This window comes from Paenibacillus sp. FSL R5-0517, from assembly GCF_037974355.1.
In the GTDB taxonomy this organism is placed as follows: domain Bacteria; phylum Bacillota; class Bacilli; order Paenibacillales; family Paenibacillaceae; genus Paenibacillus.
Map to the genome: position 1 here is coordinate 1,638,227 of NZ_CP150235.1, position 12,328 is coordinate 1,650,554.

Consider the following 12,328-nt stretch of genomic DNA (forward strand, 5'->3'; position numbering starts at 1 on the left):
GATGAACGCCATCGAATTACGTAATGTAACCAAAACGTATCCCTTATTTAAAGTGGATAATGTATCTCTGGATGTCAAAAAAGGATATATCACAGGACTCATTGGCCCCAATGGGGCGGGAAAGAGTACAATTATCAAAATGATCACGGGGCTGATTGGTCCCGATAAGGGAAGTGTTCGAACATTGGGCAGCGAGATGTCCAATCATGAAGTTACCATCAAGCAACGCCTTGGCATTGTGTCTGATGAATGTTTTTACTATGAGCATCTAACAATCCGTGAAATGACACAAATGATCGCTCCTTTCTACACTAAATGGGACGATAAAGCGTTTAATGGCTATCTGGATCAGTTCGAGCTGTCTCCCAAAAAGAAGATCCAGGATCTTTCCAAAGGCATGAAGATAAAATTTTCTCTTGCCGTAGCTCTGTCACATGAAGCAGATCTGCTGATTATGGATGAACCAACATCTGGGCTTGATCCTGTGTTTAGACGGGAACTGCTCGATCTTCTTGCGGATATGATACAGGACGAGACACGGTCCATTATTTTCTCTACGCATATTACAACCGATCTGGAACGTATTGCAGACTACATTACGTTTATTCATCAAGGAAAACTGGTGTTTAATGAAGCCAAAGATGATGTATTGGAAAGATATACGATTGTAAAAGGGGATATGGATCTGCTTGATTCCGACATTCGAAAACATTTCATTGGAATACGCGAGACAGCCGTTGGTTTTGAAGCGTTGTCGGACCATAAGGCAGAGGCGGAACAGTTGTTTGGCAGACTGGCTCTTTTACAAAGACCTACGTTGGAAGACCTCATTTATTTTACCGCGAAGGGAGGACGCAAATATGCTTAACTTGCTTCGTAAAGATTTCATTGTACTAAAAAGTTCACTGTGGATCATTGCATTATATCTGGTTGTGTTCAGTCTTGCATTTATACCGCAGAGTGAAATGTCGATGTATTTTGTAGGGATCTATACCGCATTTGGTTCGGTCATCCTTGCAACTATGATTGATATCAGAAACCATAATCATAATTTTCTGGTCACACTTCCGATTAGTCGCAAGCAGATTGTGAAAGCAAAGTACCTTTCCGCTATCCTATATACGTTTTTTGGAGTTCTTGCTTCATATGGGATTCACTGGCTCATGAAATTGAATTATTCTGAGCTGAACAAGCCGAACTACACTATACTCGATATTCTGTTTGCAGTAGGCATAGTGTTTGTTCTGGTTTCAATCTATATGCCTCTGTTTTATTCACTTAGCAAGAAGGGAGCTGCTATTATCAATGCAGTATTCATGACCTCTCTCATCATCCTTGCGCAACCAGTTGCTGTGCTCTTGGATATAGTGAACGAGAAAGGCAGGATTGGTGTGCCGTTAATGATTTTAATTTCAATGGGCATCTTGTTATTGTTCTTTGTATCTTATGTTGTTACAGTTCGCCTATTTTCCAGAAAGGACTTGTAGAACATAGGGGAAATCGCTATAAGAGTCGCCACATGGCGACTTCTTGTGTTAACTGAGGTTATATTTAAAAGAATAGCCTTATCCCATCTTCTTGGGACTGAAAACCGGACTGAACACGCACTTATATACTTTTAGCCAGCGTAATAAGCCTGTTCATGCCTTCCCGAATCTGCTGCTCATGTGCATAAGAGAAGGACAAACGCAGCTTGCGACTGGCTGAATGATCCGAAGAATCGAATACGGTTCCGGGTACAAAGGCAACGGATTGTTCCATGCATCGGTGAAGCAGTCTTCCGGTATCCACGCCCTTCGGAAGCTCCACCCAAAAGTTGAGTCCGCCCTCGGGTCGGGTCCACGTCCAGTCCGTTTCCAGCAGATATTGTTCCATCACTTCCATACGTAGTTGAATGGCGGTCCGCAGCTTGGACAGATGCTGATGCATACGTTCTGACTGAAAATAACGGAGAAAAAGCTTCTGATTCAGGAGAGGCGATCCGTTATCTGTCAGTGATTTTACGGCCTGTAGTCCTGGCATGAAACGCTGACGGCATATGATGGCTGCAATCCGCAGCCCGGGTGCAACATACTTGCTATAACTGCGAATGTACAAGGTGTGTCCCGTGGTGTCATAGGTGAAAATGGGTGCAGGGGGTTTCTCCTTAAAATAGATATCATAGGTGCTGTCGTCCTCGAGCAGAAAACAACCGTACTGTTCTGCAAGTTCGGGTAACTGTTTGCGCTGTTCTACTGGAACATTAATACCGGTTGGATTCTGAAAGGTCGGTGTCATATAAAAGAGGCGTGGCTTCTCACTCTTCATCAGCTGTTCGATCTGCTCCAGATCATAACCCTCGGGATGAATGTCGGTGAAGATGAGCCGGGCACCTTGTTTGCGGAAAATCTCCATTGCCGGTCCATACGTAGGCCGTTCCATCAAGACCCGATCTCCGGGCTTGACCAGTGTCCGCGAGATGACGTCAATCGCTTGCTGGGCACCCGATGTAATTAACACCTCGTCTGCGGAGAGGTAGAAGCGTTCCTTGGTTGTCAGATGGCTTGCCATCGCACTACGCAATTCCAGATCTCCTTGAATCGTGGAGTACGTTCCAAGCAGACGTGGATATTGATCCAACAGATCGCGCATCAGTTCTCCCCAATACCGATTGGGAAGCAAGGCGGGATCAATCAATGATTTGGAAAACTGGAATTCGGCTTCAAGCGATTGTACATGTGCGAGGGAGTCCCAATGCAACCAGGCAGACACGGCGGGATCATCCGCCTGATCTGTTACTGAGAATGGAGTTGCTGGACTCACATAATAGCCGGACTTGTCCTTCACATAAACATTCCCGCGCTCCTTTAACTCCTGATAGGCTTTGAAAACGGTCAGCCGATGTACGCCGAGCAGCTCGGACAGGCTTCGTACAGATGGCAGTTTTTCATGTTCAGCCCACTCTCCCGCTTCAATACGTACAACGAGATAATGGATGACTTGCTCATATAATTTCAGGCTGTTATCTGTCATCATCAAGGTTTTGCCCATCCGGCTCACACTCCTTTGTGAACTCTATTGTAACAGCTAATAGGCGCCAACTGTTCTGTTTTATTCATTCTGTTCTATAGACCATGAGATATGATGAAGAACAGATAAAGGAGTGGTTAAATCATGGTGGGGATTGCATTTACGGTTATGTGTCTTATTTTCGGTACAACGTTTCTGGCTATTAAAATTGGAGTGGAGGCAGGCATGCCGCCTTTTCTGTCAGCTGGACTGCGATTTGTAATCGCGGGAGCGCTGATGTTTGCATGGATGAGGATGAAGGGCAAGGTGAGCTGGTCCCTGCTGTTCCGCAAGGAGATGCTGCTGACGGGAGCAGGTCTGACATTCGGCACCTTTGCCACATTATATTGGGCTGAACAGCATGTGAGTTCGGGTGTGGGTGCCATTCTGTCAGCGACAGGGCCGCTGATGATTATGTTGATGCAGACGGCGCTGTTGCGGCAAAAAACATCTGCCCGTATGATGGTAGGCTGCCTAATCGGGTTCACGGGTGTGGTTCTGGTTGTGCTGCCAGGTGTATCGCTTGGTGCAGGTTCCCTGTTCATGTGGGGCTGTATTGCGGTATTGGTGGGGGAAGTCTGTTATTCGGCAGGTGCATTGTACTCCAAAAAGGTCATTCATCAGTTCAAGGAGGCTAGTCCTGTAGCGATTAATGCGGTGCAGATGATGTATGGGGGATTGCTGCTGACTCTGCTCTCTGCTGGAACGGAATCGTGGAATATGTCTGTTCTGGATTGGGTGCCTGCAGTCTCGTCGGTCATCTATCTGACGGTCATTGGCTCGATGGTGGGGCATAGTCTGTTCTACTGGATTATGTCGCGTACCAATCCGTTATTCCCGGCAACCTGGTTATACATCTCACCGCCCATCGCCGTTGGGCTTGGCGCTGTTGTCTATGGTGAGCATGTCAGCTGGATTACGTGGATCGGTGTGGTGCTGGTCGTTTCAGGTCTGCTGGCGATGAATGAGAAGGTGAGCGGCTGGTTGAAAAAAGGAAAGCGTGCGAGGGTGACAGTGCAGGCTTCCGAAACTGTTTTAAAGTAGGTAAAGACTAATAGTATGCAGCTCCATCTCAAAATCAGCTCTTGATTTTAGGTTGAGCTGTTTGTTATTCCAACATAATGTTCTCGTTAACCAGTTGGTAGTAGTATTCATCCATTTGTTCTGCTGTAACATTTTCTTCGAAATGTTGTATCCACCACGTCACAAGTAAACGAATTACCCCCGAGTGAAACTCGGCTACCAGTTCTATGGGAAGTGAAAATTGTTTACCTCTTCTCTTCAATTCCAGAAAATCTCTTCTGAATATCTCTCCGATAAAATGTATGAAAAAGTTGTTAAAGCTCCCATCCTTTTGTTGGTTCTGCACGATGGTCTCCAGTACATTGCCAAACAAAATTTTAGATACGCTTTGCAAAGGCTGCTGTAGTCGATCTTCTACATTCATTTGTAAATAATCCCGAAGGACCCAAGTTAGGGTGGAGGACAGTAGAGCAAATTTATCCTTAAAATGTTTGTAAAACGTGGTCCGGTGAACCATAGCTTTGTCACATATTTCATTAATCGTGATGTTGCTGAATAGCTGGCCTTTCTCGCATAACAGATCGAGTAGCGCCATTGTTAACAATTTATGAGTTCGGGTAACTCTCAAATCCACCTTTTTACCAATCATTTTCATCTACATCATTTCCTTATTGTAGTTTAGCTATATAGTATCCTGATATTGATTCTTACTTGATAGGAGATTTTGAGTGTATATTGGTATTATAAGTAATTTTTTGATATAGCTACAAGTACGGATGGATTATAATGGATTAGAGAGGATGAAGTGGCGATGTCCGACATGAAAAAAGCTGTAGTAATTGGGGCAGGTATTGCAGGGTTAATCACTGCAAGGATGTTATCTGATTATTATGATGAAGTATGTATCATTGAGCGAGATGAATTGCCTTCTGAGCCGGCGAATCGGCAGGGTGTGCCTCAATCCTTTCATCCACATCGTGTATTACCGCGCGGCGGACTCATTTTGGAACATTACTTTCCCGGATACAATGATGAATTGGTCGCACTTGGCGCCATTCCTTCACAGGAAGAGAAAGTTGTGATTGCCAATCGCTACGGTACATTGGTGAATAAGGCGAATGCTGCTTCCTCATTCAAAATTGCATCGAGCAGTAGAGCCTTGCTGGAATGGGTACTGCGTCAGCGAGTCCGGAACATAGATCATATAAGCTTTTTAACGAATACAGAAGTTACGGGATTAATGGCATCAGAAGATCAGCGTTCCATTACAGGTGTGTATACCAAAGAAAGAGGCCGGGATCATCAGGAAGAAATGCTTGCAGCGGATATGGTTATAGATGCTGCGGGACGTTCTTCCAAATTAATCAGATGGCTTGGTAAGATAGGGCTGTCCGTGCCTGAGCCGGAAGTACTAAAGGTGTCTCTTGGTTACAGCACTCGCTATTATAAGATACCACCCTCTATTCAAAATAACTGGGCAACGGTCATAACAGAGTCCGATCCTGCGCAAGGAATGCGTGCAGGCATGTTGTGGCGCATTGAAAATGATATCGCTGGACTATTACTGTTTAACGCAGGAGGAGATGAATATCCTTCAACCCATCCAGATGAATTCCAAGAACAAATCAAGCTTCTGTTTGCTTCGGATGATAACGTAGCGTTGATAGACCAGCTGGAGCCTTTTCAAGGACCGCGGGGATACCGTATTTCCGAATCTGTCCGTCAACATTTTGAACTCATGGAGAATTGGCCCTCCGGATTACTCGTACTTGGCGATGCATTTTGCAGCTTCGATCCGATCCATGGCCAAGGCATGACGGTCGCTGCAATTGAAGCCGAGACCATAGGGAAATGTTTGGATGAGCAGCGAATGCACCCTGAGCCACAGTTTGAACGCCAAGTACTGCATCGTATGCAGCAGGCCATTGAACCGGCCTGGTGGCTTAGTTCTGTGGCTGATCTGCGTTGGAAAGGGGTCGTACATATCGGGCCTTCTCGAATGAAAGGGGTCGCCTTTGCGCAGAAATATATCAATTTGTTCAACAAGCAGGCCATGAAAAAGGCGAGTCAGGAAAACAATAAGCATCTCTTTATTTTGCAGTTCCTGATGAATGCTTTAATTCTTCCGCCAAGAGAATTTTTTAAAGCGGACGTTCTGAATATGATCCTGAATGATAACGGTTCCGAAGAAGAATTGGAGTTAAGAGCAGAGCTTGGTGTACAGGATCCTGAGCGGTTTCAGCAAAGAATTGATGAGCTCCTTCCGTCTTTTCAGTTGGAGCCTGATGGCCGAATCAAGAAACTGCTGGAGTCTATTCAACATGCCTTGAGCAAGTAAGCAGTTTAAAAGTGGGGGGGAGTCTGGGAGGAGGCAAAACATGAAACAAATCATTCTTAATTTCTTAGCTAGCATTGTAATCTCATTCATTGTATTTTTTATTGTTTTGTTTTTTGACGATGTCCCAGATACAGATCGTGTCATCTTAGCTATGGCGATTACGATTTCACTACAGTTATCCCTGATCACCGCATTATTGCTCTCAAAACATAAAAAATAACAGAGAAAATATACCAAATATAATCTTATAAACAAGAAAATTACTTATTTTTAAACATCAAACAAACAGCCCTGCACAGTGAAATTCACTGACCGGGCTGTTTGTTGACCTTATCTACTCTGCGTTCAATACAAACTTCTCAATAACCTCTTTTACACCGTCTTCGTTATTACTTGCCGTAATGAAGTCCGCCAGCTCTTTCAACGCAGGGATGGCATTCCCCATCGCTACACCAAGACCAGCAACTTCAAGCATCTCATGGTCATTCCAGGAGTCGCCGATGGCAATACACTCGCTGAGCTGGTGACCGAAATGGTCAGCCAGGAACGTAAGGGCGTGGCCTTTGGTTCCTTCATTGTGCATAATCTCGAGGAAGTAAGGTTTGGATTTGGTGATATGCACTTGTGGTCCGAGCAATTCACGCAGTTCAACAGCAACCTTATCCAAGTAATCAGGCTCATCGATAATAAGCAGCTTCGGTGTCTTCTGTTCGATGACTTTGATGAAATCAGATTCGATATAATATTGGGTGCCGTTTAGTTTGGCATAATCACGCAGCTTGTCGTTTTCCTCACGGGCATACAGCTTGTCGTCAATATATGTAGCCATTAATGCGGTGCAGATGATGTACGGGGGATTGCTGCTAACGCTGCTCTCTGCTAGAACGGAATCGTGGAATATGTCTGTTCTGGACTGGGTGCACTGGGTGCCTGCTGTCTCGTCGGTGATCTATCTGACGGTCATCGGCTCGATGGTGGGGCATAGTCTGTTCTACTGGATTATGTCGCGTACCAATCTGTTATTCCCGGCAACCTGGTTATACATCTCACCGCCCATCGCCGTTGGGCTTGGCGCTGTTGTCTATGGTGAGCATGTCAGCTGGATTACGTGGATCGGTGTGGTGCTGGTCGTTTCAGGTCTGCTGGAGATGAATGAAAAGGTGAGCGGCTGGTTGAAGAAAAAGGAAAAAATGGGGTTAAAGTTTCCTAAATCTATCAATTGAATCTCCTTTAGGCAGTCAAATGAAAGGTATAGGGTCGAGCATGAGGACAGCGGGATATAGAGTTGTTAAGGATCAATGAATACGTGGACACGCAGCCCTTCGTTTTTCATGTACCCGATACACTGCCGCTCCTCATAAGCATATTAAACTTGCTAGGAATTTTTTTGGTGTGAATAATTGTTGTCAGCGAAGAATCTGATTTTCATTATTTTCTTGTTGTTTCATATATTCAATATGGTTTTTCCCCCAATTTGTTAGCGAATCTAAGATGGGTTTTAAGCTTTCACCATATGCGGTAATCGTATACTCTACTTTCAAAGGCATTTGGTTATATACTGTTCTGCTAATTATCCCATTCTGCTCCAAATCTCTAAGTTGTGAACTTAACATTTTTTTGGTGATATCGGGTATGTTTCTCTGAAATTCGCCAAATCTCATCGTTTTATTCAAAGCAATATGTGACAAAATAATCAATTTCCATTTACCCACCAAAACTTCCAATGCAGTCTCGACTTCATGCTGGCAATTAAAAGTCATCTTTTTTTTTACCCCCACTGATGTAATAAAGATAGTATAACCCAATCTCTCCTAAATTACAGAGATTAAATAGTAGCAGTAGAGCCAATTTACCTTGATGTATCAAATAGTATACGTTAAGTAACTATGTTTATTTAATGTGACTACTTGTACAGATTACTTTTTCTTAGTTAATATAGAGCTGTAATAAAGAACAGAGATACTGGTAGAAAAGGAGAAATAAAATGAAAATATTAGTGACCGGAGCAACAGGAAAATTGGGTTCACTAATTGTGGAGGAATTATTAAAGTTAGTTCCTTCCAATCATGTTGCAGTAAGTGTACGGGATCCCGAAAAAGCAACTCATCTACTAGAAAGAGGAGTTGATGTCCGTTATGGGAATTTTAATGAATATGATTCTCTAGTAACTGCCTTCTCGGGCGTAGATCGTTTATTAATGATATCAAGTGATGATGCGATCAACCGCAAGAAACAGCATTTAACAGCTATCCGAGCAGCACAAGCTGCTAATGTCAGATTTATCGCTTATACAAGTGCACCAAAAGCTGACGTAAGTACAGTTGAGCCTTTCAACGACCATCGCATCACAGAAGAGGCGATCAAACAATCAGGAATAACCTACGCTATACTTCGGAATAACTGGTACATTGAAAATGAAGTCAACACTTTCCAAGCTATTTTGAATGGTGCTCCATGGGTCATTGCGTCATCTCAAGGGAAAGCTGGTTGGGCTCCAAGAATGGATTATGCTGAAGCAGCGGCTCGTGTGTTGACAGGTTCAGGGCATGAGAACTCTATATATGAACTAACTGGGGAACTCTTGACGCAGGAAGAGTTAGCCCGCCTTTTTGCAGAGGTATCTAAACGAGATGTTCAAATAAAATATGTTGAAGCAGAAGAATATAGTCATATGCTTTCAGAGGCTGGGATACCTGATGCATTCGTTTCTATTCTCGTTCATATGCAACTTGAAATTGGCCGAGGTGCGCTAGAAATTGAAAGTTCGGATTTAAGAAACTTACTTGGGCGTCAGGTAACATCGTTAAAAAAAGCGGTTCTTGAAATTTTAGAAGAGATGCATGAAGACAATCATAAATAATTTAATACTCTTGTTAAGAGTGTCTGTTTGAACCTATTAAAAGATAACTTAGAGAAGGAAGATGTTAAATGGGAAATATTCAAAAAACAAATGATTTTAATGAAATTGTACTTGGACGCCGATCAATTAAAACGTACGATCCCAATGTGAAAATCAGTAGAGAGGAACTTTCTGCAATTTTGGAAAAGGCCTCCAGAGCTCCATCCTCGGTAAATATGCAACCATGGCGTTTTCTGGTCATTGACACTGAAGAGGGTAAGAATAAATTAGCTCCACTTGCTCCTTTTAACGGATCACAAGTAGAGACCTCAGCTGCTGTAATCGCTGTTTTTGCAGATATGCAAAATATAGATTTCATGGAGGAGATTACGGCAAAGTCTGTTGAACTTGGCTACATGCCGCAAGAAGTACGTGATATGATGCTGACCAACTTCAAGCCTAAATTAGAAGGTTTATCCAAAAACGAGCTAAGCCACAATAATCTAATTGATGCAGGACTTGTATCTATGCAGTTCATGTTGGTTGCTCGTTCGCATGGTTATGATACAAATCCTATGGGGGGGTATGAGAAGAGTCGGATAGCCGAAGTATTTGGTCTTGACGAAGAACGCTTCCTACCGGTAATGATTATTTCTATTGGTAAAGCGGCGATTGAGGGGCATCCGTCGTATCGCTTGCCACTGGAAAAAACTACAGTGTGGGCATAAATGGAAGTTACATTTTTAGATTGAGTAAATAGTGAATGAAAAATCAAATTTCAAGAGTAGCCCTGTTCAGCTATGATGCTGAAAGGGCTGCTTTTGAAATATAGACTTTTTATAAATATAATTTGAAGCCTCTTTTACTCTGCGTTCAATACAAACTTCTCAATAACCTCTTTTACACCGTCTTCGTTATTACTTGCCGTAATGTAGTCTGCCAGCTCTTTCAACGCAGGGATGGCATTCCCCATCGCTACGCCAAGACCAGCAACTTCAAGCATCTCATGGTCATTCCAGGAGTCGCCGATGGCAATACACTCGCTGAGCTGGTGACCAAAGTGGTCAGCCAGGAACGTAAGGGCGTGGCCTTTAGTTCCTTCATTGTGCATAATCTCGAGGAAGTAAGGTTTGGATTTGGTGATATGCACTTGTGGTCCGAGCAATTCACGCAGTTCAACAGCAACCTTATCCAAGTAGTCAGGCTCATCGATAATAAGCAGCTTCGGTGTCTTCTGTTCGATGACTTTGATGAAATCAGATTCGATATAATATTGGGTGCCGTTTAGTTTGGCATAATCACGCAGCTTGTCGTTTTCCTCACGGGCATACAGCTTGTCGTCAATGTATGTTTGAAGGTGGAGATTGTTCTCCAGGCAGTAATCATACAATTTGCGGGAAGCTTCCTGTGGAACGTAACGCTCATAAAGTACTTTTTCGTCCAGCAGGTTTTTCACCAAAGCGCCTTGATACGTAATGATCGGCACGTTAAGTCCGGTTTGACGAGCAAGCGCTTGTGCGGAAGCATAAGCACGTCCAGTCGCCAGCGTTACCGTTACACCATGGGCAACTGCTTGTTCCAGTGCAGTCTGTGTTGCAGGGGTTACTTCCTTGTTATCGTTGATCAGGGTGTCATCAATGTCGATTGCAATCAATTTGTAGGTCATCTGTGTTTCTCTCCTTTTTATCTGTATCTATACTAACGAACGAAAAAATAAGTTTTACACGAGGCCACTCCGAATACAGATTCATCTTTCGATCGCTGTTATCCCCGGATTTTTGATTCTATTCCCCTAAGGGGAAATCCGTTGATAAGCGTATGCTTCCGATGTAGCTTTTTTTCAAAAAGCTTTAAGCGAACGCTTCGCTTCTCCCGATAAATTCTGTCTTCTCCGTTAACGTGTAATCTTAGACTCCATTCTAAAACTATACTTCCATCTAAATCTTACTCTTCCAGGAAAACAAGGCCAATAAAGTCTTCCAGCTCAAGGTTGCCGAAGTAATGTTTTACATCCAGGCCCTCAAGTGCAGTACGCACCTCGGATTCCTCATAACGCTTGCCGCGCAGCATATTTTCGATATCCGCCACATCGCCTACACCGAAGAAGTCGCCAAAGATTTTGATATCCTCAATGCGTCCATCCTTGATGTTCATGCGCAGATCGATGATGCCGACAGGGAATTTGCGAGTGTGCTTCACATTGCTTTCCGGAGACAAGCCATAGTTCCAGTCCCAGTTGTTATAACGCTCAGCAGAGATTTCCTTGATTTTGTCCCAGTCCTTCTCAGTGAGCGTGTACTGTGGAACGTCCTTAGGCTCCATTCTGAAAATGTGACGCAAAAGCTCATCACGGAACTGCTCGATCGTCAGGTTGGTGTCAATCAGATCCCGTATGTTGGCGACCCGGCTGCGCACGGACTTGGTGCTCTTGGATTTGAATTTCTCGGGATTGACGTTCAGGGAAGCCTGAACATGCTCCAGATTCAGATCAAACATCAAGGTGCCATGACTGAACATGCGCCCACGTGTGGAAAACTGAGCGTTGCCCGAAATTTTCTTTTCGCCCACTTGCAGATCATTACGCCCGGTCAACTCGGCATTTACACCAAGCTCGTGCAAAGCTTCAACGACAGGCTGGGTAAACTTGCGGAAATTGTGGAAGGATTGACCGTCATCCGCTGTAATAAAACTGAAATTCAGGTTGCCCAGATCGTGATATACCGCTCCGCCGCCCGAAAGACGACGAACCACCTGCACACCGTTATCCTGAACGTACTCGATATTAATTTCTTCAATTGTATTTTGGTGCTTTCCGATGATGATTGACGGACGGTTAATGTAGAACAGCAGATAGCTGTCATCCTCCATCGGCAGATGCTTCAGAATGTACTCCTCAATCGCCAGGTTTACAGAAGGATCTGTAATGCCCTGATTGTCTACAAACAGCATGGTCATTCCTCCATTAATGTATGTGAGGGATTGCTAGTCCCTTATGTAGTGAACCTTGTATATCAAAAGGAACCGAAATTCCTCTTCTATTGTAAACGAATTATGGTTGGGACACAAAGAAAACAGGATTG

General features: G+C 43.9%; 13 protein-coding genes and 1 pseudogene. 8 read left to right on the top strand and 6 right to left on the bottom strand.

The window, feature by feature from the left end:
- Position 1 precedes the first annotated feature (1 nt).
- Both MKX40_RS07180 and MKX40_RS07185 read left to right on the top strand, forming a co-directional pair.
- Positions 2–868 (top strand): ABC transporter ATP-binding protein, encoded by an 867-nt coding sequence (locus MKX40_RS07180; RefSeq protein WP_339242962.1) that lies wholly within the window; start codon positions 2–4, stop codon positions 866–868.
- Complete coding sequence (locus MKX40_RS07185; RefSeq protein ID WP_339240426.1) at positions 861–1,487, top strand: ABC-2 transporter permease; 627 nt, start codon at positions 861–863, stop codon at positions 1,485–1,487. The genes MKX40_RS07180 and MKX40_RS07185 overlap by 8 nt, the downstream gene beginning before the upstream one ends.
- 121 nt (positions 1,488–1,608) lie before the next feature.
- On the opposite strand, the gene MKX40_RS07190 is transcribed toward MKX40_RS07185, so the two are convergent.
- Entirely contained in the window at positions 1,609–3,030 is a 1,422-nt protein-coding gene (locus MKX40_RS07190) for a PLP-dependent aminotransferase family protein (RefSeq protein ID WP_339240428.1), read from the bottom strand.
- Between the two features lie 123 nt (positions 3,031–3,153).
- On the opposite strand from MKX40_RS07190, the gene MKX40_RS07195 reads away from it, so the two are divergent.
- Positions 3,154–4,092: an EamA family transporter gene (locus tag MKX40_RS07195; RefSeq protein ID WP_339240430.1), complete on the top strand. Its 939-nt coding sequence runs from the start codon at positions 3,154–3,156 to the stop codon at positions 4,090–4,092.
- Between the two features lie 64 nt (positions 4,093–4,156).
- Here MKX40_RS07195 and MKX40_RS07200 read toward each other — a convergent pair whose 3' ends face one another.
- Positions 4,157–4,726 (bottom strand): TetR/AcrR family transcriptional regulator, encoded by a 570-nt coding sequence (locus MKX40_RS07200; RefSeq protein ID WP_339240432.1) that lies wholly within the window; start codon positions 4,724–4,726, stop codon positions 4,157–4,159.
- Positions 4,727–4,882: 156 nt separating this feature from the next.
- Here MKX40_RS07200 and MKX40_RS07205 point away from each other — a divergent pair, with 156 nt between their 5' ends.
- Complete coding sequence (locus tag MKX40_RS07205; RefSeq protein ID WP_339240435.1) at positions 4,883–6,409, top strand: FAD-dependent monooxygenase; 1,527 nt, start codon at positions 4,883–4,885, stop codon at positions 6,407–6,409.
- A 40-nt stretch (positions 6,410–6,449) separates the two neighbouring features.
- Positions 6,450–6,629: a hypothetical protein gene (locus MKX40_RS07210; protein ID WP_339240437.1), complete on the top strand. Its 180-nt coding sequence runs from the start codon at positions 6,450–6,452 to the stop codon at positions 6,627–6,629.
- Positions 6,630–6,743: 114 nt separating this feature from the next.
- Here MKX40_RS07210 and MKX40_RS07215 read toward each other — a convergent pair.
- Positions 6,744–7,238 (bottom strand): annotated as a pseudogene (locus MKX40_RS07215) (HAD-IIB family hydrolase); the annotation flags it as partial.
- A gap of 16 nt (positions 7,239–7,254) precedes the next feature.
- On the opposite strand from MKX40_RS07215, the gene MKX40_RS07220 reads away from it, so the two are divergent.
- Positions 7,255–7,632 carry an EamA family transporter gene (locus MKX40_RS07220; RefSeq protein WP_339242964.1) on the top strand — a complete coding sequence of 126 codons (378 nt, stop codon included), beginning with the start codon at positions 7,255–7,257 and terminating at the stop codon, positions 7,630–7,632.
- A 183-nt stretch (positions 7,633–7,815) separates the two neighbouring features.
- Here the strand turns inward: MKX40_RS07220 and MKX40_RS07225 are convergent, their stop codons facing one another.
- On the bottom strand, positions 7,816–8,214 hold the full coding sequence (locus MKX40_RS07225) for a helix-turn-helix domain-containing protein (protein WP_339240438.1): 399 nt from the start codon (positions 8,212–8,214) through the stop codon (positions 7,816–7,818).
- A gap of 179 nt (positions 8,215–8,393) precedes the next feature.
- On the opposite strand from MKX40_RS07225, the gene MKX40_RS07230 reads away from it, so the two are divergent.
- Both MKX40_RS07230 and MKX40_RS07235 read left to right on the top strand, forming a co-directional pair.
- The gene (locus MKX40_RS07230; protein ID WP_339240439.1) at positions 8,394–9,269 is read left to right on the top strand and encodes an SDR family oxidoreductase; all 876 of its coding nucleotides are present in this window, start codon (positions 8,394–8,396) and stop codon (positions 9,267–9,269) included.
- 68 nt (positions 9,270–9,337) lie between these two features.
- The gene (locus MKX40_RS07235; RefSeq protein ID WP_339240441.1) at positions 9,338–9,976 is read left to right on the top strand and encodes a nitroreductase family protein; all 639 of its coding nucleotides are present in this window, start codon (positions 9,338–9,340) and stop codon (positions 9,974–9,976) included.
- 134 nt (positions 9,977–10,110) lie between these two features.
- Here the strand turns inward: MKX40_RS07235 and MKX40_RS07240 are convergent, their stop codons facing one another.
- Positions 10,111–10,914, bottom strand: coding sequence for a Cof-type HAD-IIB family hydrolase (locus MKX40_RS07240; protein ID WP_192134328.1), 804 nt, complete (start codon positions 10,912–10,914; stop codon positions 10,111–10,113).
- A gap of 278 nt (positions 10,915–11,192) precedes the next feature.
- Positions 11,193–12,197, bottom strand: a complete 1,005-nt coding sequence (locus MKX40_RS07245; RefSeq protein WP_339240444.1) for a lipoate--protein ligase — start codon at positions 12,195–12,197, stop codon at positions 11,193–11,195.
- Positions 12,198–12,328: the final 131 nt, after the last annotated feature.